The sequence below is a fragment of the Pseudomonas sp. FG6 genome (assembly GCF_057809015.1).
Genome location: NZ_JBMDJD010000022.1, coordinates 40,460 through 63,877, shown reverse-complemented (window position 1 = coordinate 63,877; position 23,418 = coordinate 40,460). Strand labels below are relative to the sequence as shown.

At 62.6% G+C, this 23,418-nt stretch carries 19 protein-coding genes; 5 read left to right on the top strand and 14 right to left on the bottom strand.

The genetic code is table 11. The features are described from left to right. Positions 1 to 161 precede the first annotated feature (161 nt). Complete coding sequence (locus ACODSJ_RS15915; protein WP_489102635.1) at positions 162 to 419, top strand: hypothetical protein; 258 nt, start codon at positions 162 to 164, stop codon at positions 417 to 419. Between the two features lie 196 nt (positions 420 to 615). Here ACODSJ_RS15915 and ACODSJ_RS15910 read toward each other — a convergent pair whose 3' ends face one another. Further along, complete coding sequence (locus ACODSJ_RS15910; RefSeq protein ID WP_489102634.1) at positions 616 to 1,584, bottom strand: LysR family transcriptional regulator; 969 nt, start codon at positions 1,582 to 1,584, stop codon at positions 616 to 618. A gap of 196 nt (positions 1,585 to 1,780) precedes the next feature. On the opposite strand from ACODSJ_RS15910, the gene ACODSJ_RS15905 reads away from it, so the two are divergent. From ACODSJ_RS15905 to ACODSJ_RS15890, 4 genes are read left to right on the top strand one after another with little or no spacing between them, the layout of a single operon-like run. Next, the gene (locus tag ACODSJ_RS15905) at positions 1,781 to 3,346 is read left to right on the top strand and encodes an efflux transporter outer membrane subunit (RefSeq protein WP_489102633.1); all 1,566 of its coding nucleotides are present in this window, start codon (positions 1,781 to 1,783) and stop codon (positions 3,344 to 3,346) included. Between the two features lie 8 nt (positions 3,347 to 3,354). Beyond that, a complete protein-coding gene (locus ACODSJ_RS15900) occupies positions 3,355 to 5,553 on the top strand; it encodes an FUSC family protein (RefSeq protein WP_489102658.1) in 2,199 nt (732 codons plus the stop codon). Continuing rightward, positions 5,543 to 5,743 carry a DUF1656 domain-containing protein gene (locus ACODSJ_RS15895; protein WP_489102632.1) on the top strand — a complete coding sequence of 67 codons (201 nt, stop codon included), beginning with the start codon at positions 5,543 to 5,545 and terminating at the stop codon, positions 5,741 to 5,743. Before ACODSJ_RS15900 ends, ACODSJ_RS15895 begins: the two co-directional genes overlap by 11 nt. Positions 5,744 to 5,753: 10 nt before the next feature. Continuing rightward, positions 5,754 to 6,617: an efflux RND transporter periplasmic adaptor subunit gene (locus tag ACODSJ_RS15890; protein ID WP_489102631.1), complete on the top strand. Its 864-nt coding sequence runs from the start codon at positions 5,754 to 5,756 to the stop codon at positions 6,615 to 6,617. Positions 6,618 to 6,783: 166 nt separating this feature from the next. On the opposite strand, the gene ACODSJ_RS15885 is transcribed toward ACODSJ_RS15890, so the two are convergent. From ACODSJ_RS15885 to alg8, 13 genes are all read right to left on the bottom strand, one after another. Further along, the gene (locus ACODSJ_RS15885; RefSeq protein ID WP_489102630.1) at positions 6,784 to 7,608 is read right to left on the bottom strand and encodes an SDR family oxidoreductase; all 825 of its coding nucleotides are present in this window, start codon (positions 7,606 to 7,608) and stop codon (positions 6,784 to 6,786) included. Between the two features lie 38 nt (positions 7,609 to 7,646). Beyond that, positions 7,647 to 8,111, bottom strand: coding sequence for a multidrug transporter (locus ACODSJ_RS15880; RefSeq protein WP_489102629.1), 465 nt, complete (start codon positions 8,109 to 8,111; stop codon positions 7,647 to 7,649). A gap of 160 nt (positions 8,112 to 8,271) precedes the next feature. Beyond that, the gene (locus ACODSJ_RS15875; RefSeq protein ID WP_489102628.1) at positions 8,272 to 9,723 is read right to left on the bottom strand and encodes a mannose-1-phosphate guanylyltransferase/mannose-6-phosphate isomerase; all 1,452 of its coding nucleotides are present in this window, start codon (positions 9,721 to 9,723) and stop codon (positions 8,272 to 8,274) included. Positions 9,724 to 9,874: 151 nt separating this feature from the next. After that, entirely contained in the window at positions 9,875 to 10,540 is a 666-nt protein-coding gene (locus ACODSJ_RS15870; protein ID WP_489102627.1) for an alginate O-acetyltransferase AlgF, read from the bottom strand. 14 nt (positions 10,541 to 10,554) lie between these two features. After that, positions 10,555 to 11,730 carry an alginate O-acetyltransferase gene (locus tag ACODSJ_RS15865; RefSeq protein ID WP_489102626.1) on the bottom strand — a complete coding sequence of 392 codons (1,176 nt, stop codon included), beginning with the start codon at positions 11,728 to 11,730 and terminating at the stop codon, positions 10,555 to 10,557. A gap of 11 nt (positions 11,731 to 11,741) precedes the next feature. Next, positions 11,742 to 13,307, bottom strand: coding sequence for an MBOAT family O-acyltransferase (locus tag ACODSJ_RS15860; protein ID WP_489102625.1), 1,566 nt, complete (start codon positions 13,305 to 13,307; stop codon positions 11,742 to 11,744). Between the two features lie 113 nt (positions 13,308 to 13,420). Further along, the gene (locus tag ACODSJ_RS15855) at positions 13,421 to 14,554 is read right to left on the bottom strand and encodes a mannuronate-specific alginate lyase (RefSeq protein ID WP_489102624.1); all 1,134 of its coding nucleotides are present in this window, start codon (positions 14,552 to 14,554) and stop codon (positions 13,421 to 13,423) included. Positions 14,555 to 14,565: 11 nt separating this feature from the next. Further along, positions 14,566 to 16,014 carry an alginate O-acetyltransferase gene (locus tag ACODSJ_RS15850; RefSeq protein WP_489102623.1) on the bottom strand — a complete coding sequence of 483 codons (1,449 nt, stop codon included), beginning with the start codon at positions 16,012 to 16,014 and terminating at the stop codon, positions 14,566 to 14,568. 11 nt (positions 16,015 to 16,025) lie between these two features. After that, positions 16,026 to 17,615, bottom strand: a complete 1,590-nt coding sequence (gene algG / locus ACODSJ_RS15845; RefSeq protein ID WP_489102622.1) for a mannuronan 5-epimerase AlgG — start codon at positions 17,613 to 17,615, stop codon at positions 16,026 to 16,028. Between the two features lie 26 nt (positions 17,616 to 17,641). Further along, entirely contained in the window at positions 17,642 to 19,126 is a 1,485-nt protein-coding gene (locus ACODSJ_RS15840) for an alginate export family protein (RefSeq protein ID WP_489102657.1), read from the bottom strand. Positions 19,127 to 19,131: 5 nt separating this feature from the next. Next, the gene (gene algK / locus ACODSJ_RS15835; RefSeq protein WP_489102621.1) at positions 19,132 to 20,616 is read right to left on the bottom strand and encodes an alginate biosynthesis TPR repeat lipoprotein AlgK; all 1,485 of its coding nucleotides are present in this window, start codon (positions 20,614 to 20,616) and stop codon (positions 19,132 to 19,134) included. Positions 20,617 to 20,631: 15 nt separating this feature from the next. Next, complete coding sequence (locus tag ACODSJ_RS15830) at positions 20,632 to 21,801, bottom strand: PilZ domain-containing protein (protein ID WP_489102620.1); 1,170 nt, start codon at positions 21,799 to 21,801, stop codon at positions 20,632 to 20,634. A 35-nt stretch (positions 21,802 to 21,836) separates the two neighbouring features. After that, positions 21,837 to 23,318, bottom strand: a complete 1,482-nt coding sequence (gene alg8, locus ACODSJ_RS15825) for a mannuronan synthase (protein ID WP_489102619.1) — start codon at positions 23,316 to 23,318, stop codon at positions 21,837 to 21,839. Positions 23,319 to 23,418 lie beyond the last annotated feature (100 nt).

Here is a 23,418-nt window from a genome sequence, read left to right as displayed (position 1 = left end):
GCCAGCCTGACAGGCTTGTCAGTTTTGTCCTAGATGAGTGTCGGACGCGTGGTGACGTCGGTGGAATCTGCCCGGTACGCCCCGGTGTCCGGCAGGTATACTGTCGCCTTTTCCTGGCTCGTTGATCGGGCCCGACCTGCGCGTATCCCCCGGAGCCCCACATGACTTCCCCGACACCTTCGCCCGTGGACGAACTTTCCAACGGCGAACAGGCTGACCTGCCGGACAAGGGTGCTTGCAGCACCGAGAACGTCAAGGCGGCGATCCCGGCGTTCAAGTTCCCCTTCAAACCCGGCGAGCTGGCTGCGGCCAAGGACGGCGCTCAACAGCCGTACTACAGGAACGGCCGCAAGGACGGCCATACCAAGACGCCGGGGGCGGCGCCTCCCGGCACGCGGCGTTCGATGGGCAAGCGCTGAAACGAAACCCGCCTTGGCGCTAAGGCGTTGTTCACTTAAAGACGGGTATCGTCGTGGCGAGGGAGCTTGCTCCCGCTCGGTTGCGCAGCGACCGCAGAATCCTGGGGGCTGCTTCGCAGCCCCGCGCAAGCAAGCTCCCTCGCCACAGGAGTCATACAAACATCAGGTGAGCAGCCTTGGTGCGCGGCGGCCCAATTCAATGGGCGATCCGCGCGCCCGCCAGGCTTCCACTCAGTTCATAGGCAATCAGCTCAGCCTGGTGCGCCGTGAGAATTTCCGGCAACGAGCCGCGCAGGTACTCGACCCAGGTCTTGATTTTCGCGTCCAGGTATTGGCGCGAAGGGTAGATCGCATAGAGGTTCAGTTCCTGGGAGCGGTAGTTGGGCATGACCCGTACCAGCGTGCCGTTGCGCAGGCCTTCGATGGCCGCATACACCGGCAATATCCCCACCCCCATGCCGCTGATGATGGCGGTTTTCATCGCGTCGGCGGAGTTCACCAGAAACGGTGAACTGTTGATGGTGACCATTTCCTGGCCTTCCGGGCCATCGAACCCCCATTTTTCCAGCGGAATCACCGGGCTGACCAGCCGCAGGCAGGCGTGGTTGAGCAGGTCGCCGGGCTTTTGTGGACAACCGTTGGCTTTCACATACGCCGGCGATGCGCAGACGATGCTGTAGGTGATCCCCAGGCGTTGGGAGACGAAACCGGAGTCCGGCAGTTCGCTGGCCAGCACGATGGAGACGTCGTAGCCCTCGTTGAGCAGGTCCGGCACCCGGTTGGCCAGGGTCAGGTCGAAGGTCACGTCCGGATGGGTCTTGCGATAACGGGCGATGGCGTCGATCACGAAATGCTGGCCGATGCCGGTCATGGTATGGACCTTCAGTTGCCCGGCGGGACGCGCATGGGCGTCGCTGGCCTCGGCCTCGGCTTCTTCGACATACGCCAGGATCTGCTCGCAACGCAGCAGGTAGCGTTTGCCGGCTTCCGTCAGGGCAATGCGGCGGGTGGTGCGATTGAGCAGGCGGGTTTGCAGATGGGCTTCCAGGTTGGAAACCGCACGCGAGACGTTGGCTGTGGTGGTGTCCAGTTGCGCGGCGGCAGCGGTGAAGCTGCCGGCTTCGGCCACACAGCTGAACGCGCGCATGTTTTGCAAGGTGTCCATGAAGGGCTCTCTTGGGAGGTGGCAAATTGTGACATGAAGTTACAGAGATGCGGGACCCCGACTTATGGATTATCGCGTTAACGGTAACAAAGATTCGCATAAAGGTCGGCTTATCGCCGGTGAGGGCGATGCCTAGAATTGCCGCCACCGCCGCTCCCACAACATCTCGATTTTCTCTCCTAGGAATTTTGCGCAAGTGCCGCGTTGCATCAGCAGAGAGCTTAAGACTCTCAGTGTTTGGGTTCTGACTTTAACCATCAGCGGTTGTATCGGGACGGGAGGAATTGCGCCGCAAGGCGAGGTATTGCCAGCCAATCGACTGGCCACCGATGCCGCGATCCGCGAGGCCGCTCGCGACGCCCACTGGCCCGCCCGACAATGGTGGAAAGCCTATGGCGATGCGCAACTGGACCGTTGGATCGAGTTGGCCGTGCAAGACAGCCCCAGCCTGGCCATGGCGGCTGCGCGGGTGCGGCAGGCCAAGGCCATGGCCGGTGTCGTCGAGGCTGCCGAGTCGCTGCAGATCAACGGGGAATCGACCCTCAAGCGCCACAACTGGCCCACCGACCCGTTCTACGGGCCTGGCGACCTGGCCAATACCACCACGTGGGACAACAATGCTGGCCTCGGCTTGAGCTATGCCTTGGACCTGTGGGGCCGTGAGCGCAACGCCAGCGAACGGGCCGTCGACCTGGCCCACGTCAGCGTGGCCGAAGCGCGCCAGGCGCAACTGGAGTTGCAGAACAACGTCGTGCGCGCCTACATCCAGTTTTCGTTGCACTACGCCCAGCGCGACATCGTGGTTGCCACCCTTCATCAACAAGAGCAGATCCTCGACCTGGCGAAAAAGCGCCTGGCCGGCGGCATCGGCACCCATTTCGAAGTGAGTCAGGCCCAGGCGCCGCTGCCCGAGACCCATCGGCAACTCGACGCCCTGGACGAAGCCATTGCCTTGAGCCGCAATCAATTGGCGGCGCTGGCGGGCAAGGGACCGGGGGAGAGCGCCGGCTTGCAGCGTCCGACGCTGGTCCTTGGCGCGCCTGTGAAATTGCCGTCGGCATTGCCTGCCCAACTGCTGGGCCAGCGTCCGGACGTGGTGGCCGGGCGCTGGCAGGTCGCGGCCCAGGCTCGGGGCATCGATGTGGCCCGGGCCGGTTTCTATCCCAACGTCGACCTGGTGGCCAACCTGGGCTTCATGGCCACCGGCGGCGGGGCGCTGGAGTTCCTGGCCGGGAAGAAATTCAACTACAGCGTCGGACCGGCCCTGTCGCTGCCGATTTTCGACGGCGGCCGCCTGCGTGCACAGTTGGGGGAGGCGGCGGCCGGTTATGACGTCGCCGTGGCGCATTACAACCAGACACTGGTGAATGCCCTCAAGAGCATTTCCGATCAGTTGATCCGCCGTGAATCCATGGCCAAGCAGCAGGCTTTCGCCGCCGAGTCGGTGGCTACCGCGCAGCGCACGTACGACATCGCCATGGTGGCGTTCCAGCGTGGGCTCACCGACTACCTCAACGTGCTCAACGCCCAGACCCTGTTGTTCAAGCAACAGGAGGTGCAACAGCAAGTGGAGGCCGCGCGCCTGAGCGCCCATGCCGACCTGGTGACGGCACTGGGCGGAGGGCTGGAGGCCGGCAGTGATACAGCTTACTTGACCCCTACCTTGCTCCCGCTGGACCGGTCCGAGGTCTCGGGCTTAGCACGCCCTTCAGGTGGCTGCTGCGCACCCAAGCGGGAGCAAGCTCCCTCGCCACGGTACTGATGATGCCCTTGATGTCTTTGCTTGCCCCCGCACGCGGGCTCTATCGCCTCGAATGGCGTCGCGGCTTGTTCGACTGGGCCCGCAGCGACGGGGTGACCTGGGTCTATATCTTCAAGGTGCTGTTTGCCGCATTCCTGACATTGTGGCTAGCGATGCGCCTGGAACTGCCGCAGCCGCGCACGGCCATGATCACGGTGTTCATCGTCATGCAGCCGCAGAGCGGCCAGGTGTTCGCCAAGAGTTTCTATCGCTTGCTCGGCACCCTGGCCGGTTCGTCGGTGATGGTGGCGCTGATCGCCCTGTTCGCCCAGAACACGGAGTTGTTCCTGGGCAGCCTGGCGATCTGGGTCGGCATCTGTTCGGCGGGGGCGGCGCGCTGCCGCAATTTTCGCGCCTATGGCTTCGTGCTGGCCGGCTACACCGCGGCGATGATCGGCCTGCCGGCCCTGGCCCATCCGCAGGGGGCATTCATGGCGGCCGTCTGGCGGGTGCTGGAAATTTCCCTGGGGATTTTCTGCGCCACCCTGGTCAGCGCCGCGATCCTGCCGCAAACCGCCAGCGCCGCCATGCGCAACGCCTTGTATCAGCGTTTTGGGGTGTTTGCCTTGTTCGTCACCGATGGCTTGCGCGGGCGCAGCAAACAGGAAGCGTTCGAGGCTGCCAACGTGCGCTTCATCGCCGAGGCCGTCGGCCTGGAAAGCCTGCGCAGCGTGACCGTGTTCGAAGACCCGCACATGCGCCGGCGCAATGGCCGGCTCAGTCGCTTGAACAGCGAGTTCATGGGCATCACCACCCGTTTCAACGCCTTGCATCAACTGTTGCAGCGTCTGCGCAGCAGCGCGGCGGACCAGGTGGTGAGCGCGATCAAACCGGGTTTGCAGAACCTGGCGGAGCTGCTCGACGGCTTCAGCGCCCGGGCCCTGACCGACGCCGATGCGGCACGCCTGGCACTCGCATTGGCCGACTACAAGGCCGACTTGCCGGCCCAGGTGCGACGCCTGCGGACGCTGTTCCAGGAAACGCACCCCAGTGATGCGCATCAGTTGGATTTCCACACCGCCTACGAGCTGCTGTATCGCTTCGTCGACGACCTGCACGGCTATGCCCTGACCCACGCCTCCCTGGCCGAGCATCGCCACGAACGCGAGCGCTGGGATGAACCCTTCGTGCCGCAGACCAACTGGCTGGCGGCTGCGGCATCGGGGATTCGCGCCGCCTTCATCCTGCTGGTGCTGGGCAGCTATTGGGTCGCCACGGCCTGGCCGAGCGGTGCGACCATGACGATGATCGCCGCCGCCACCGTGGGCTTGTCGGCCGCCACGCCGAACCCCAAGCGCATGGCCTTCCAGATGGCTTGCGGCACGTTGTTCGGCGCGCTGATCGGCTTCGTCGAGATGTTCTTCATCTTTCCGCTGATCGATGGCTTTCCCCTGCTCTGCGTGATGCTCGCCCCGGTGATCATGCTGGGTTCGTTCCTCAGTGCGCGACCGCAATATGCGGGTGTCGGGCTGGGGTTGCTGATCTTTTTCTCCACAGGCTCGGTGCCGGACAACCTGACGGTCTACAACCCCTACGCCTTCATCAACGACTACATCGCAATGGTGCTCGGCATGCTGGTGTGCGCCGCCGCCGGGGCGATCATCCTGCCGCCCAACAGCCGTTGGTTATGGCGCCGGCTCGAGCAGGACCTGCGCGAGCAGGTGGTGTTCGCCATCAGCGGCCGGCTCAAGGGCCTGGCATCGGGTTTCGAAAGCCGCACCCGCGACCTGCTGCATCAGGCCTACGGCTTGGCGGCGGGGCAGCCCCAGGTGCAACGGGACTTGCTGCGCTGGATGTTCGTGGTGCTGGAGGTCGGCCACGCGATCATCGAGTTGCGCAAGGAACAGGCGATCTTGCCGGTGCACCCGGCCTATGCCGAAAGCCAGCCCTGGCGCCAGTCGATCCGGGTGATGGGACGGGCGCTGGTGCGGTTGTTCCGCCAGCCGGGGCCGAACAACCTGGCGCGCGCGTTGGTGGCAGTCGACCACGCCCTTGGCCGGGTGCAAGCCACCGACGAGCCCTTTGCCCCGCATTTCGACACGTCCGCCCTGCGCCGGGTGAAAAGCTACCTGCACTTCATCCGCACGTCGTTGCTCGACCCGCAGTCGCCCTTGGCGGCCTATGCCAAATCGCTACCGCTGCTCCAGGAACCTGAACATGCCCCGTGAGATCGCCTTCCATGGCGTGTACATGCCCACCATGACCTTGATGTTCTTATTCGCCGCGGCCCTGGCCTGGGCCTTGGATCGCTTCCTGTCGGGGTTGGACCTGTACCGCTTCTTCTGGCACCCGGCGTTGCTGCGCCTGAGTCTGTTTACCTGCCTGTTCGGCGCGCTGGCGCTGACGGTCTACCGTTGAGATCGATGCGATGAAAAAGTTTTTCAGCCTGCTGGCGACGCTGTTGGTGTTGGCCTTGGCGTTGTGGATCGGCCGTCTGTTGTGGGTGCATTACATGAACGACCCCTGGACCCGCGATGGCCGCGTGCGGGCCGACGTCATCAACGTGGCGGCCGACGTCAGTGGCGAGGTGGTCGAAGTCCCGGTGCGTGATAACCAGTTGGTGCGCAAGGGCGACCTCTTGATGCGCATCGACCCCGAGCATTATCGCCTCGCGGTGAAACAGGCCCGGGCCCTGGTGGCGTCACGCAAGGCCACTTGGGAAATGCGCCAGGTCAACGCCCACCGGCGTGCCGACCTGGACAGCCTGGTGATCTCCCGGGAAAACCGCGACGACGCCAGCAACATCGCCGACTCGGCCCTGGCCGACTACCAGCATGCCCAGGCGCAACTGGAAGCGGCCGAGCTGAACCTTTCCCGTACCGAAGTCCGTGCCGCGGTGGACGGCTACGTCACCAACCTCAATGTGCACCGAGGCGACTATGCGCGCATCGGCGAGGCCAAGATGGCCGTGGTCGACATGAACTCGTTCTGGGTCTATGGCTTCTTCGAGGAGACCAAGCTGCCCAAGGTGCGCGTTGGCGATTCGGCGCAGTTGCAGCTCATGAGCGGCGAGGTGCTTCTGGGGCATGTGGAGAGTATTTCCCGAGGCATCTACGACCGCGACAACCCCGAAAGCCGCGAACTGATCGCGGACGTGAACCCTACCTTCAACTGGGTCCGCCTGGCCCAGCGGGTGCCGGTGCGCATTCATCTCGACCAAGTGCCGGACGGCGTGCTGCTGGCGGCGGGGATGACTTGCACGGTGGTGGTCGAGCCTCGCGCCGAGCGCTGAGGCCACGGTGATGGACGTTCAGCTCGGTGGCGAGGGAGCTTGCTCCCGCTGGGTGGCGAAGCCGCCCCAAAAAAGATGCTTTAAACCGAGTCAGTTTGCGACTGCTGCGCAGTCGAGCGGGAGCAAGCTCCCTCGCCACAACAGGAAAAAAAGCCATTCGCGACGACTACAACTCCCCACCCAACCCAAACCGCTTCATCAACCCCTTCTCCAACACCCCCTTGGGCAGCCACCCCGCCATCAACGGCAACGCCCGGCTGCCGTTGCCCAGGCGCAGCAGGCGCGGTGGCTTGGGCTGTTTCACGGCCTTGAGCAGGCCGGCGGCGAATTCGTGGGCGGGGGTCGGGTTGTCCTGGGAGGCCTTGGCGCGGGCGCGGATGCCGTTGCGCAGGGGCCACCAGGGCGATTGTTCGCTGATCAGTTGTTCGGCCTCGTGGCCGGCATTCTTGGCGAAGCTGGAGGCAATGGCACCGGGCTGGACTTCCATCACGCGGATGCCGAACGGTGCCAGTTCCATGCGCAGTGCATCGCTCAAGGCGTGCACCGCCGCCTTCGAGGCGCAATAGGCGCCAGCAAACGGCGTGACCAGTACGCCGGAAACGCTGCCGATATTCACCACCAGCCCCCTGGCCCGGCGCAGCACCGGAAACAACGCGCGGGTGACGCCGACGATGGCGAACACGTTGGTCTCGAATTGGCGTTGCAAGGCCGCTACGCCACCGTCCAGCAGCGGTCCCATGGCGCCGTAGCCGGCATTGTTGACCAGCACATCCAGGCCGCCGTGCTGCTGGTTGATGCGTTCGGCCAGTTGCTCCAGGGCCGGTCCGTCATTGACGTCCAGTTGCACGGCGGTGAACCCGGCTGCCGTGAGCTGTGCCACGTCCTCGGGCTTGCGTGCGCTGGCCCAGACCTGGTAGCCGGCGGCCTTGAATGCATCGGCGAGGGCGCGGCCGATGCCGCTGGAACATCCGGTGATCAACGCGACGGGCATGGTGCAGGTCCTTGTGCAAAAAGTGAAAGGGGGGGCGGTCAGTTGGAGAAACTACCTTGCAATCGCTCGGCGCGAAACTCCAAGGTCTGGGGGCGATAGCCGGGGCGCAATGGCGGCAGGGGCAGGCAGTCTTGCCAATCCTTGCCGGCCTGCAATTCACCTGGGCCGTGGTAGCGCGGTGCGCTGTAGGGCGTGTCGGCCAGGTTGGTGGTGTCGCCGGGCGCATAGGCCGCGATCCGCCAGCGCAGTTCCGTCAGCGGCGCATCGTTGCCGTTGTTCATGTTTAGCAGCAAGGGCCGGTCGGCAGGGCAGTGTTCGGGGGCGTAAGTGATGCGCAGCTCCAGGCGCGCCAGTTGCCGGGTCTCGCGGTTTTCCTGCCAGACCACCCACGCCGCCACCAGTCCCAACCCGATGAATGCCGCCAGCGACACCGGCAACGCCTTGGCCGGGTAGCGCAGCAGCAGGATGAGCCAGGTGACGACCAGCAAGACGCCGATAAGCATGGTGAAAACCTCCTTGACTGTAGGGCCATCCTACCGAAGGGATCGACACGATGATATTGGCCCATCGCCAGACAAAAAAAAGCCCCCACCCAACCCGCTGCGGATAGGGGACGCAGTGGGCTGGACGGGGGCTTCTCGTTTTGCTGATCGTTGCTGATCTTTATTGTGCGATGGTCTTCACCGAGACGCCGCGCTCGATCGGGGTGGAGCGACCGTAGATGTCTTCGAAACGCTCGATGTCATCTTCGCCCAGGTAGCTGCCGGACTGCACTTCGATGATCTCCAGCGGGATCTTGCCCGGGTTGCGCAGGCGGTGAACCGACGCGATCGGGATGTAGGTCGACTGGTTTTCGGTGAGCAGGAACACGTTCTCGTCACAGGTCACTTCGGCGGTGCCACTGACCACGATCCAGTGTTCGGCGCGGTGATGGTGCATCTGCAGCGACAGGCACGCGCCCGGCTTGACCGAGATGTGCTTGACCTGGAAGCGACCGCCCATGTCCACCGAGTCGTACGAGCCCCATGGGCGGTACACTTCGCAGTGGTTCTGGGTTTCGGTGCGGCCCTGGGCATTGAGGGTGTTGACCATCTGTTTCACGCCTTGGACCTTGTCCTTGTGGGCGATCATCATGGCGTCCTTGGTTTCGACCACCACGATGTTTTCCAGGCCGATCACCGACACCAGCTTGCCGTTGCCATGGACCATGCAGTTGCGGCTGTCCTGGATCACTACGTCGCCCTTGGTGACGTTGCCGTTGGAGTCTTTTGCGTTGACTTCCCACAGCGACGCCCAGCAACCGACGTCGCTCCAGCCGGCAGCCAGCGGAACCACGCAGGCGCGCTGGGTCTTTTCCATCACGGCGTAGTCGATGGAGTTGTCCGGGCAGCAGGCGAAGGTGGCTTCGTCGAGGGTCACGGTGTCGTTGGTCTGCTCACTGCGCTCCAGGGTCAGCAGGCAGTTGTCGTAGATGTCCGGATCGTGCTTTTTCAGCTCTTCGAGGAAGCGGCTGGCGCGGAACAGGAACATGCCGCTGTTCCAGAAGTAACCGCCGGCCTCGACGAACTCGGTGGCGCGCTTGACGTCGGGTTTTTCGACGAAGTGCGAAACCCGGCTCACGCCTTCAGGCAGCAGCACATCGTTGGTCGACTTGATGTAGCCATAGCCGGTTTCCGGTTTGGTCGGCGGAATGCCGAACAGCACCATTTCGCCACGCTCGGCAGCCACGGTGGCCAGGGCCAGGGCGCGTTGCAGGGCTTTCTGGTCTTCGATGACGTGGTCGGCCGGCAGCACCAGCATCAACTCGTCGCGGCCTTCGTTGACCAGCATCATCGCGGTCAGCGCCACGGCGGGAGCGGTGTTGCGTCCGAACGGTTCCATCAGGATGCGTTGGGCTTCCAGCTTGCGGTTGCTCAACTGCTCGTTGACGATGAAACGGTGGTCTTTGTTGCAGACCACGATCGGTGTGTCCATGCCTTCGAACACCAGGCGTTCGAGGGTTTGCTGGAACAGGGTCTGTTCACCGGTCAGGGCCAGAAACTGTTTAGGGAATTGCTTGCGCGAAAGCGGCCAAAGACGTGAGCCGCTACCACCTGACAAGATCACCGGAATCATGTTTGTTACTCCTTTGAAGCGAAATGGTTTCAGAGCTACTGCGTTTTGTCGTTTCACTCTCTTGTTTTTGTTCCGTACCCGAATGACACCCCTATTCAGGGTGGGAGCAAGCCCGCTCCCACAGGGGTACAGCGTCAGTCGGGTGAATCTGTCAGCGGGTCGACACTGGACGCTTTACCCAGACCGGCGACAAGCTGCTTCCCGAGCCGGTGACGTACAGCACGGCGGCTTCGCCGCGCTCCAGGGCCACAGGCTTGAGGTCGCCGACTTTCTTGTCGCCTTCGAACAGCGCCAGGCTTACTTTCACCGGGTTGATTTCACGCTCGCCACGGCCCTTGGCCGCCACGTTCGGGACCACTTCGGTCTTGCCGTCGGCGGTCTTGAGGGTCAGGGCCTTGTCGGTGAGATTCTGCACGCGGACCAGGGACTTCTGCTTGTTCTTGAACGGCGGCTCTTCGATCAACTGCGGCTGGCCGCTGGCGTTGTTGACCAGGGTGTAATAGTGATCGGCGGCGAGTTTTACCGGCACGGTCTGGCTGCCGACTTTGGCGCTGTAGTCGCCGCCGGGCATGAAGCTGAAGTCGCTGCTGGCCAATGGTGCCACGTCGTTGATATTGGTGCTGCCGACGGTGGAGCTGACTTCGGCGTTGCTGGCGTTGTAGACCCGCACGAAGCTGGAGCCTTTTGGTGCAACAGGGCCGTACAAGGCCGAGTCACCGGCAAAGGCGGACAGCGAGAGGGCGCTCATGCTGGCGACCAGGGCCACGGCCTTGAAGGAACGAGCAGCGAGACGGCGAGGAGTAGTGTTGAAAGTCATGGTGGACCTCTCTTTCAGTTTTGCGCCCGGTCGGGCGTCTCGGATTGAGTGTTGGCGGCGACATTCTGTTGGCGGGCGCCGGCTTGTTTGAGCTCTGCGACCCACTGCGGGTCGGCGTCGCCGATTTCGTTGTTCACAGGCAGATAACGTTCAGGAAACTCCCAGATCAGCACCTGTGGCGGGCTGTTCTTGAAGGCATCGCTCTTGAGGTAGCTGAGCATCGGCAGAATCGGGCCGTGGCCGTCTTCGGCGTAGTTCACGACGTCGCTGTGCAGGGCTTGCTTGAGCGCACCGACGAAGTTCCAGTTAGGGTTGGCGCTGTAGCTGGTGCCGATCAGGGCCACGGGCACCTGGGCATCGGCGAACAGTGCATCGTCGCCAGCCGGCTGATCGTCGGCTTCGCGGGTGTTGCGCTTGACCAGCGGCTCCTGGGCCGGCATCAGGTTTTCGAACAGGGGGTCCAGGGGCAGGAACTGACGCAGGTCGCCCTTGTGGGTGATTTTTTCCCCGGGCTCGGTGACGAAGCGCTGCGGCTCGCCGTTGAGCGGCGTGCGTTCGGCGATGGCCTTGGCCAGGTTCTCGGCGGCCACCTGGGCGCCTTCCGGTGTCCAGTGGGTGTCGGTGCGCAGGAACACTTGCTGGCCGTTTTGCTTGGCCTGTTGCAGCGGGCCGAGCAGGTCAGGGGCAATGATCTTGTCCGCCGCCACACGGGCGTGGAAATCCTGGTAGAGGTTGGCGTGAATGCTGGCCGGCTTCACTTCACCCAGATGCTCGGGGTACAGGCGCGCCTTGGCCGGCACAATTGCCATCACCAGGGTAATGCCTTGTTCCTTGAGCTTCTGGCGAACACCTTCGACCAGGGCATAGTTGCCTTGCAGGTTCAGTTCTTCGTTGACGATCGGGTTGAACTCTTCGTCGCTGTATAGCCACTGGTCGCGGCCCAGGACCACGCCTTTGCGGCCCTCGTTGAACAGCTTGTAGTCCAGCGCGGCCCAAAGGTTGGTGCCCAGGCGCTTGATCGGGAACTCGTCGTCGTAGTGCGTTTCCACGGCCTTGGCCCAGCGACCGTTGAGCACGGTCGCATCGGGGTTGGTACTGAAGCCGAAGAAGCTGCGCATCGACCACAGGCCCAGTGCTGTCAGGATCAGCATGAACAGTGCGATGTAAAAGATGCGTAATGAGCGGGTCATGGTCAGATCCCTCAGAACTGGAAGTAAAGGAACGGCGAGAAGCTTTGCGCCGAGAGTTTGAGAATCGAGGCGATGAACAACAGCAGCACCAGGGCGCGCATCACGTAGCGGGACCAGTCCACTGTCCAGTAGGCCGGTTGCACCTGGGCTTCGACACCCACGGTGTAGCCCGGTTCGTGGATGGTCGACGGGTTGTCGCCCGGTACGGCCTTGATCATGCCTGGCTGTGCGGTCGCCGGGCCATCGGCCTGGGTGTTCACTTCAGGCTTGGTCTTGAGCGGCGGACGGTTGGTGTAGAAGTCCCGCAGGCCGAAGAAGGCGAGGGTGATGTAGGCCACCACCAGCGTGGCGATCTGCAGCCCGGTGAGGTTGGCGCGGGTCAGTTCCGAGAGCGACCAGTCACCGAAGCTGAACATGGCGCCGTACATGCGACCGGCCACGTGCAGGTTCTCGGCACGGAAGATCACCCAGCCCATCACCACCAGCAGGAAGGTCAGCGCCCAGCGGATCGGGTTGATGCTGCGCGGCGTGGTGTTGATGCCCACGGCTTTTTCGATGGCCAGCCAGATGCCGTGCCAGGCGCCCCAGATCACGTAGGTGATGTTCGCACCGTGCCACAGGCCACCGAGCAGCATGGTCAGGAACAGGTTGCGATAGGTCATCAGCGTGCCTTGGCGGTTACCGCCCAGGGTGATGTACAGGTAATCGCGCAGCCAGGTGGACAGGCTGATGTGCCAGCGCCGCCAGAACTCGGTGATCGACTGGCTGATGTAGGGCTGCTTGAAGTTTTCCATGAAGCGGAAACCCATCATCAGGCCCAGGCCGATGGCCATGTCGCTGTAGCCAGAGAAGTCGAAGTACAGCTGCGCGGTATAGGCCAGGGCGCCGAGCCAGGCGTCGCCCGTGGTCGGGTTCTGCAAGGCGAAGCAATGGTCGGCGACCACCGCCAGGGTGTCGGCGATGAACACTTTCTTGATGAAGCCCTGCATGAAGCGCGTGCAGCCTTCGGAGAACTTGTCCAGGGTGTGGGTGCGGTTGTTGAACTGGTCGGCCAGGTCACGGAAACGCAGCACGGGACCTGCGATCAGGTGCGGGAAGATCGCCACGAACGCTGCGAAGTCAATCAGGTTGCGGGTCGCCGGGGTGTCACCGCGATAGACGTCGATGATGTAGCTGATGGACTCGAAGATGTAGAACGAGATCCCGATCGGCAACAGCACGTGGGTCAGGATGAACGGTTCGAGACCCAAGCTGGTCATGATCGCGTTGAGGCTGTCCACGCCGAAGTTGGCGTACTTGAAGTAACCCAGGATGCACAGGTCCACCGCCACGCCGAGCAACAGCCAGCGCTGGGCCGGTTTGGTGCGCACGCCAGCGGCGCCGACCTTCAGGCCGATCCAGTAGTTCCACAGCGTCACGCCGGCGAACAGTGCCAGGAAGTCCACCCGCCACCAGGCATAGAACACATAGCTGGCGACCAGCAGCAGCAGGTTGCGATAGCGTTGCCCGCTCAAGTAGTACAAGCCGAGGAAGATCGGCAAGAACAGGAACAGGAACACGTTGGATGAAAATACCATCCCGATCTCTCCTTGTTGAATCAACAGTCAAGGGCCAAGGCCCCCCCAAACCCCCCCATGAAAACCGGGGGTGTAATACAGTTCATACGTGCCACAGGGGTATTCGTATGTAGCTAGGATCCTTTGCCTTTTTCATTGGCCGGGTCATACACCCGGGTCAAGTCCCCGCCGAGGCGGAAGGTCTTGAACGGTTGCATCTCGTGCTTGCGTTCCAGCACATCCTCGGAGCAGGTGTAGAGGCTGCAGAACGGTTCGAGCCAGGCGAATTTCGAATCGACCTTCAGGTCTTTCATGTCCTGCTCTTCGCCGTTCTTCTTCTCGAAGATCTCCGGGTCTTTCACCCCGGCCAGTACCCGGTCACCCAGGCGCTTGAGCGCGCCGTTGTTTTCCTGGCGCAGGTCCACGCCGTTGACCTGGGCGAAACTGGCGATCATCGCCAGCGGCGGCAGGGCATAGTTGTGATAGGACAGGGCCCGTTGCTTGCGCTTGAGTTCGTTGGGCAGGAAACCGTCGGCGTCGATCTGGTTGACGCCGACCTTGTATTCCTTGACGGACCAGTCGAACAGGTCACGGCGGTTGGTCGCCACGGAAGCGGCCATCACCGACCATGCCGCCCAGTACGAGTGGTTGTTTGTCATGTCCAGCGGCAGGTTGTCCCAGTCGCTGACCACCTGGTCGGCCATCCGGCTGAACCAGTTTTCGATCAGTTGTGCCTGCTCCTGGTGCGTGGCCAGTGGGCGGGACTCGGAGAACTTCAGACGCACATAGGCCGAAGCCATGCTGCCCAAGGCCCATTTGCGCATGGACTTGCCGGTGTGGTTGAAGTCTTTGGACATCAACGCATCGGCCTGGGCCCAGGCGGTCAGCCAGTTCAGCGTGCAGTCCAGTTGCTCGGGGCGACCGTCGCGCATGAACTGCATCACTTGCTTGCTGACGCCGCGCTCGATCTTGGTGATGTCGGCGGTGCTGTCACGGAAGGCCTTTTCCGATTGCACGTTCAGCGTGGCGCGGGCCTTGTCGGAGCCTTCGTACTTGCTGCGAAACTGCAAGGCGCCGGTGTACGGCGTCGGGGTTGCGTCGCAACCCTGAGCCGGGGCGCCAACCTTGGTTTTCTCGATTGGGGCGAAGTAGCCTTGTGGCGGGCGCAGCGGGGCCGCCGCCTGCGTGGCACCGGCAAACATCGCCAGGGCCAGCAGGGACGGAGCCAACAGGTTTTTCAACGTTCGGGTACGCGTGGTTCTGGTCATGAGACGAGACCTCATTGTCCGATTTGAGCCGTTTGTTCGGCTTGCACAGAGGCATTGCGTTTGCAGACTTTCGCTTCTACTTGCTGTGGCGCTGCACCGGCTTCGGGACCCTGGACTTCAACGGCCAGCAGGTTCTGCGAAGCCCAGTCCTCATCGGTGCGCAACTGGAAGGCGAAACGCCCGTCGGTGTCGGAGGTGTTCGGTTTTTCGATCTTGATGTCCTCGTGGCGCCCATTCATGTACCAGAGGGTGGCTTGCAACGTTTTCACCGAGGTATCGGCGAAACGTATGTCGACTTGGTGACTGCCGTTACGCAGGTCCATGTTCTTGCTGTTGACCATCAATTCGTTCTTGCCCGGCTTGAGGGCAGTCTTGCTGCTCATCAGTGCCGGCTTGCCTTCGCAACCGTTGTTGTCCAGCAGCGCCATCATCTGGCGGTAGATGGTTTCCTGGTCCAGGCGATACAGCGGCGAGAATTCCCAGATCAGGATCTTCGGCGGATTCTTCTGGAATTCTTCGCTGCCCAGGTACTGGATCATGGCACCCTCGAAGCCGCCGCCGGGGAAGGCCACGTTGAGGATGTCGGCGCCGATGGCTTCTTCCAGGAAGCCGGCGAAGTTGTAGTTCTTGCCACTGTGGCTGGTGCCCACGAGGGTGATCTGCGGGTTGCCCGAATCGCCGAACAGGTCGCCGTCACCGGCCTCGCCCTTAGGCTCGGTGGTGAACTGGTCCATGTACTGGATCGCGTAGCTGGTGCCGCACAGTTGCCCGGCCATGTTGTGCAAGGTACCGGTCTTGCCCATGCGGCCGGATTTCTTGGTCTCGAATTCACGCTTGGGAATGTCGGCGAAGGCCGGGATCTGCTTGACCTTCTCGGCAACGACCTTGGCCGTGCGCTGGGCGCCGTAGGGCGTCCAGTGCTGGTCGCCACGGAAGTAGAAGTCGTGGGCCGGCAGGGTTTCGGGCTGGTTTTCGTTGGTCAGTGGCGACAGGTCCGGCACCACGTAGCCCATCTGCGCGAAACGGCCGAGCATGCCCTTGTAGTTGGTCAGGGCCTTCTCGTAGTCGAAGCTGGCCTTTTCCTGCGGGTTGAGCTTGTTGCGGTTCACCAGGCCACGGGTTGGCTGGTAGACGATCACCAGCTCGACGCCTTTTGCCTTGAACGCATCGTGCAGCTGTTGCATGCGCTTGTAGCCGGCCGGAGTGGTGCTGAACTCGGTACGCAGGTCTTCCTGGGTCCGGAACAGCCAGTCACCCTGGGCTTGCACCAGCGTGGTGAAGTTCTGCTGATAGCGCGTGGTGTAGTTCTTCGCATCGTGGGCGGCAGGGCACAGGTTGCAGCACGGTTCGGCGGTGAAGCTCGGTGCCTTGACTTCATCGGCGCGCGCACCGCTTGCAGCGGCCAGGATGCCGGCAGTCAGGGCGGACAGGCCCAGGAGTTTGATCATTTGTGGGTTCATAAAGGTCATCCTCAGTCCCGCATTTCGGTCTGGCGTTCAACAGGGTCGATCAGCACGGCTTTCTGCTGGCGCACCAGCAGGTCGAGAATTTCGTCCTGGCGCTCGCCCAGGATTCCCGTGAAGCTGATGCCGCTGGTTTTGGTCGGCGCGAGCATGGACACGCGGTACAGCTCGACGCTCAACGGCGAGTCGATGGACAGCGGGCCACTGCCGTTGGCGGCCAGTTCGCCACCGACCACGATCAGCGAAACCTCGGCATCGAACGGGTCGAGCTTGATGTCCCGGTCGGTGTCGGACAGGTCCTTGATGTGACCGTAGATACCGGTCAGGCCGTTGGCCATGGACACGTTTTCGTAGAGGCGGATGTTCACGCTGTTACGAATCCGGATGCCGTGGCGCTGGTTGCTGATCACCTTGTTGTCCCACAGCAGGTTGTCCGCACTCTCATAGAGGGTGATGCCGTCGGTGTGGTTCTTGTAGATCTCGTTGTAGGCGATGATGTTGTTCACGCTGTTACGGTCGATCACCAGGCCCGAGAGTTTGTTGTCGTAGCTGCGGTTGTTGAAAATGAAGCTGTCGTTGACCTCACGGGAAATAATGATCCCGTGCTTTTTCTTGGTCCCGTAGACGGTGTTGTCGGTGATGATCAGCCGATGCGAACGGTCGTGGGGGTCGATGCCGTAGACGATGTTGTCTTTGTAGGTATTGCCTTTGACCACGAAGTCGCGGGTCTCGTAGCAGTAGAAGCCGTACCACATGTCCGAGAACTCGGAACCGATGATCCAGCCGGTCGGTTCCGGACGCTTGAGGACCTTGGCCATGTTCGGCGTGTACTGGGAAATACTCACCCCGTACGACTTACTGTTGGAGTAGCCGAAGCTGGCCATCTTGGTGTTGACGACGTAGGTCTCGGTGCCGCCCCAGGACAGCAGGAACGGACGGAACTCCTTGGGCGAGCGGAACGTGGCCGGGCCATTGTCCTTCTCGCGCCAGCCGGTGACCTTGGTGTCACGGATGAACATCTTGCCGTCGTTGACCAGGAACGAGCCGCCTTCCTGGGACAGGCGCAGTTCCTGGGTCTGTTTGTCGATCTCCAGGATGCCTTTCTGGCCGACCACGACCGGAATCTTCGCCAGGTAGACACCTGGCGAGGTTTCGATGATGTACTTCGGCTCTTTCTTGGCCAGGTCCTTGAAGTTCATGTAGCCATCGTCGACGAAGATGGCCTGCGGGATACCGTGCTGGCGCACCACCCACTCGGCCATCTTGTTGTCGCCGCCGATGAAGTCCTTCAAGGCGTCTTCCTGCATCATCCGGCGCACGCTGACTTTGCCGGGCTTGGAGCGGTCAATTTTTGCCGCGACCGCTTCGGCGGTGAAGCCTTTGAGGTCGGGCAGGGTTGGCTTGGCCAGCTCCAGTGGCGCGGTCGGCGCACTGTTGACGGTGTAGGTCTTGGCGCGTTGCAAGCCCTTGGCCACGTTGCCCGGCTTGACCGCCGGTTCAACGTTGGCGAACGCCGGCGAGCCGGCCAGCAGCATGGCCGCGACCAACAGGCTGATCGAACCTTTCATCGCCTGGCTGTTCCTGAGGTAGCGGTTCATTTCGGGCACTCCCATGGCCATTTGCATCAGAAGCGCCAGATCACGTCGACAAAGGCGCGATGCATGTACGAATCGACCTCTTTGCCGTAGGCGTCGCCTGGCTTGAACACGCCGCCACGAAAGCGCACCAGCGCCGACGGCTCATCAATGGATTGGCTCAGTGCCGCTGGCAACAGGCCTTGCTTGAAGTACTTGGTGACCACCAGGTCGACTTCCTGGCCCAGGTCCTTGTCGCCATCGCGCAGCGGCAGGGTCGAGGTGGACAGGATCGCGCCGGTCACGTCGTCGGTGTTGTTTTCCACCGCGTTGATGCCGTTGCTGCCGACGGGCTTGTTGCCGTCCACGCGCCAGAACTTGTGGTACACCAGGCTGGCGTCGTATTCGTCACGCAGCTGCCAGGAACCGAACAGGCTCGCGCTCTGGGTGTTGGCCATTTCGCCACGGAACGCTTCGCCGAAACGGTGTACCCGCGAGCGGGTGCCGGTGAAGTTCGAACGGTTGCTCTGCAGGCCGTTCTGTTGGTACTCGTCGCTGGCGCGGGCATAGGCCGCACCGACTTGCCATTGCGGGTCCAGACGCAGGCGGACACCCAGGTCGGTGGCCCAGCCGTTCAAGTCTTCGCTGCGCTTGGCTTGCGCCGGACGCGTGCCGTCGGCGTTGAGCGGGTTGACGGTGTCGCGATCGCCGCTCATGCCGGTGAGGCTGGCCCAGTAGTTGACGGTGTTGGTGTTGCGCCAGTTGTAGGCGTCGCTGTTGGCTTCCAGGCCCAGCCAGGAAATGTCACCGTTCTGGGTCTTGTCCAGCGTGTCGGTGGGTTCGCCCGGGGTCGGGTAGTCGAGGCTGCCGTTGTCATGGGTGTGATGGGCGCGAATGCTCGCCCACTGGCCCGGCATCCACTGGTAACCCACGTCACCGTAGACGTGCAGGCGATCCTTGTCCTTGGGGGACAGTTCCTTGAGGTCGGTGCGGTATTCGCTGAACCGTTCGGCAACACCGAGGTTGGCCCGCAGCAAGGTGGTGTCGAAGGTCCAGTTCAGGGCCTCGATGTTGGTGTCGCGCCATTGGCCGTCGTCGTTGCGCAGGCGCTGGCGACCGAACTTCAGTTGCTCGCCCGGGTACTCGGTCAGGCCGCGATAGCCGATCCAGAACTCACGCATGGCCAGGTAGCTTTTCTTGGCTTCGCGGTCGCCGCTGTCGGTCTGCTGGGTACCGCCATCGGACTGTTGCAGGGTGTCGGTCTCGATGACGTCGCTGGAAGTCACGGCCTGGGCCATGGCGTAGGCGCTCCAGGCGCCGCTTTCGCCGTAGACCCAGGGACGCAGGTCGAGGCCGACGCCGTTGACGTCGCCACCGCTCTGGGTGCCGAGGTCGCGGTCATCTTCGGACTGGCCGGTGATCTTCACTTCCAGGCCGAAATTCTTGCTTTCGGTCAGCGCCGCCAGGGTCGGGCAGGACCACAGCAGGGCAAACGACAGGCCAATACCGGCCTTTACAAAAGGGTTGAGTTTCAAAGGCTTCATAGTTGTTCCTCGCCGTCATCTTCTTTTAGGGCTTGCAGTTCCAGCGTATCGGGGCTCATGGCGCCCCGAATGGCCTGCTCTTGTTGTAGCAGGCGCTGGGCCTGGGCTAGCTGCTGCGGCGGTAGTTGCGCTTCGAGGGTCTGGGCAAGCTCGTTCGCTTGCGGGGTGTTCTGGACCTTGGCCAACTGGCTGAACACATAAGCGTTCACCGGGTTGGGCTTGGTGCCCTTGCCCTGGGAGAACAGCTGGGCAATGGCGAAGTCGGCACTGTTCTGGCCGTTGCGGGCGGCCTTGAGCAGATGGTCGAGGGCTTTTTGCGAGTACACCTGGCCCAGGTAACCGCGGCGGTAGATCTGGCCGAGGTAATAGTCGGCAGCCACTTCGCGGCCAACGGCTTTCTGGAAGTGCGCTTCGGCGACCTTGGCGTCGGCCGGCACCCACTTGCCTTCGTAGTACAGCTTGCCCAGCAGCAGCTCGGCACGAGGCTGATCGGCGGCGCGACCGTTTTCCAGGTATTGCATCATCTTGTCGACGTCACCCAGTTCGGGGAAGTCGTAGAGCAGTTGCGCCAGGCTGACCCAGGCAGCGGGGTAGCTGGGGGCAATGCCTTCGAGCAGCGACTGCGCGGTTTTTTCGTCGGTCTTGCCCAGGCTGGAATCGGCCAGGACGCGAGCGACGCTGTCGATCCGTTGTGCGGACACGACGCCGCGGGCACCACCGGCCTGCATCTGCTTGAGCAGCTCAGCCTGCTGTTCCGGTTGGCCGCGTTTCTGATAGACCGTGGCCAGTTCGACGTAGCAGATGTCCGTGGTGGCCAGCGCTGCCTTGCAGACTTTCTCCACTTCGTCCAGGTGCTGGTCGTAGGTGCCCTGGGTGCGATAGAGCAGGATCTGCGCCAGACCCGCTTCCGGGTAGCCGGCGCTGCGCCATTGGCTGATCTGCTGCTGGGCGTTGACGTTCGGGAAGCTGTGGGGGTATTGCAGGTACAGCATCGCCAGCGGGATGAGGGTATTGCCTTCACCGTTGGCGAAGGCTTTCTTCAACAGGCCTTCGGCTTCGTGTTTTTCCGCTTCGGTGGAGCCTGGCTTGGCCACCAGCAGGCGACCCAGGCGAGCCTGGGCCCGTGGCGAGATGTCGGCCGCGGCGCGGTAAGTCGCCTCGGCTTTTTTCATCTGCTCGGGATCATGGCTGTCTACCTGGATGTCGGCCAGGCCGACCTGGGCTTCGCTGTAGCCCAAGTCTGCCAGTCGCTGATAGTTCTGCTGCGCCAGCGCCGTGTCGCCGCGCTTGAGGGCTTCGTTGGCCAGGCGTTGGTCGGGCAGCCCGGCGCAACCGGCCAGGCTGACGGCCAATGCCAGGGCACAGAGTGTTCCCAGGTGGGAACGCGCTTGCGGCAAATCATCCTGACCGCATTGATCCTTTCGCGAGCAAGCCCGCTCCCACAGAGTCTGTGGGGTATTCAGGATTTTTGTAATGGTCACGGGCATATCCTCGACTTAAATACCGACGGCCATGGCTTTGTCGATCAGCCAGTTCAGGTTCGGGCCACGGTCGCTGTGAACTTCTACCGGACGGCCGGCCAGCGAGCTGTCCAGGGGTTCGTCAGGCTTGATCAGCACACGGATGTCGGAGGACAGGTCTTCGCTTTTCAGGCTGGTGCTGCTGACGATCTTGCCGGTGCGGGTGACGTCTTCGCCGGCCACCTGGAAGTTGACCGCAGTGCCTGGACGCACGTCGCCGAACTGGCGATAGGAGAAGCGCGCCTCGATGTTGGCTTCTGTGCCCCGTGGGACCAGTTGGAAGATCGTGTCGCCCTTGCTGGCGTACTGACCGTTGGACACCAGCTGCTGGGCCACGATGCAGTCGCACGGGGAGGTCAGGGTGCCGGTCATCTGCTTGCCGAACAGTTCCTCGACCTTGGCCGGTTGCAGTTGGTTGTCGTCCAGGTGGCCCTTGAGCACGTCGAGCATGCTGGTGCTGAACGTGGCCAGCGGGGCGCCCTTGGCGGCTACGCCGTCAGCCTTGACCAGGCTTTGTACGGTGCCGTCGCGCGGCATGGTGATGGCCATGCCCGGTACGTTCACCAGGCCCGCCTGGGCGTGGCTGACGAAGTACATGCCGTACACCGACTTGAAGACGAAGCCGAACGCCGTCAGGCCGACGACGAAAACGCCGAGGCTGAAGGTCACGGCCCGCAGGCGGCCGAAGGCGGTCATGCCACCGTTGTCGTCCTTTTGCTTGCGCGCCTTGGTGAAGTTGTCGCGTTGCAGGGTCGCCAGCACATCGCCGACGCCGACGATGTCGCCGGCCAGGTGCGAGGTGATGATGTGGCGCAGCGTCGAGATATCCCGAGGTTCGAGGTTCTGGAACTGGCAGCCGGTGCGGCCGGTCTGGCGGTCATGGGAACGAATCTGCAATTCCACGTCCATGGCCAGGCCAAGGTTGTCGATCACGAACTGCAGGCGACCCTTGTAGGCCTCGCCGACCTTGAGGGGCATTTGACCGGCGTTGAAGCTCAGGCCACCGGCAGACAGGTCCAGGACCTTGACTTCCATGGGCGTTCGGTCGGGACCGAAGAAGCGCAACTTGGCCGGGATTTTCACTCGGGCGTGTTGGCGCTGGGCTTCGGATTCATGCACTACGTTGACATTCACGGCGGTATTCATAGGGGCGATTTCCTAGTTAATTCATTCAAGTCCGGTCAGACCATCGTCAGCAGCACAGCGACAAAAATGCTGCCGGCGGAGAAGGTCATGGTCCGAGACGACCAAGTGTTGAACCAACGTTGAAAGCTGGCGAGATCACGAGACAGAGAAGTGGGTTGGCGCGTCCAGGACTGTTGGTCGAGGCGGAAGAACACGTAGATCTTCACCAGGGCGCCGACGATCTGGTTGTAATAGAGAATCGCCGGGTAGGCAGGGCCGATCCGGTGTCCGGAGCACGACAGCAGCAAAGTCAGGATGAACCGGGTGATGCCGATCCACAGCAGGTACGCCAGGATGAACGCGGTGCCGTACTTGAAGCTGGCGATCAGTGCCACGGTCAGGCCCAGCAGCGAGGTCCACATCGACACGCGCTGGTCGAACAGCACCACCGAGGTAAACAGGCCCAGGCGGCGCAGGCCCAGGCCGAGGGCCCGGGAGTTCTGCCGCAGGTTGTTGCCGTACCAGCGGAACATCAGCTTGCGACTGGCCTTGATGAAGCTCTTTTCCGGCGGGTGTTCGACCGTCAGGATCGCCGCGTCGGGCACGTAGAACGTGTCGTAGCCCAGGCGCATCAGGCTGAACCAGCTCGATTTGTCATCGCCGGTCAGGAACTTGAAGCGACCCAGGCGCCAATGTTGCAGCGAGTCGCTTTCCACGTCGGCGATGAACTCCGGATTGGTCACCACGGTGGCACGGAACACCGACATGCGCCCGGTCATGGTCAGCACGCGCTTGGACAGGGCCATGGAGCACATGTTGATGTGACGCTGGGCGAAGCGCAGCTTGTGCCATTCGCTCATGATGTAGCCGCCGCGCACTTCGCAGAACTCGTTGGTGGTCAGGCCGCCGACATTGCCGAACAGGTGGAACCACGGCACGGTCTTGCGCACGACGCCTTCGGCGAGCACGGTGTCGCCATCGATCACGGCCACCACGGCGCGGTCGTCCGGCAGGTGGCGAGAGATGGCGCGGAAGCCGAATGCCAGTCCGTCACGCTTGCCGGTACCCGGAATGCGCACGAAGTCCAGCTTGACCCGCGCGGGCGGGTTCTGGCGAGCCCAGAGGCTCTTGATCAGCAGTTCGTCGGACATTTCCACGATGGAGCAGACCACGGTGGTGGGCAGCCCGCATTCGATCGCCTCGCGAATCACCGAGCCGTAGACCTGGGCGGTGGTCAGCGCGTCGATCCGGAAGCTGGTGACCATCAGGTATACGTGGGACGGGTCCGCCGCCTTGCCCATCTTGCGAATCTTGCGACGCAGGTGCGGGTAGACGATGTACAGGAAGATCATTCCACGCACGAAATGCGTCGCGCCCATGGAATAACGCCAAATGCCCACGGCGCCGATCAGGAAGATGAAATCCTTGGATTCGGAGTCGAACGTGGACGCGGGCAGCGCCAAGGCGAGGCCCATCAGTAAACTCAAGTAAAACAGCCAACCGGCGGCCTGAAGCAGGCCGTGCTTTAGCCTGTGCATAATCGGTACCCTAAAGTCAGTTGCAAGCTTCAAGCTCCAAGCTTCAAGCCCGGACGAATCTGCATTCGCCCGGGCCTGGTGCCTGAAGCTTGCGGCTGCT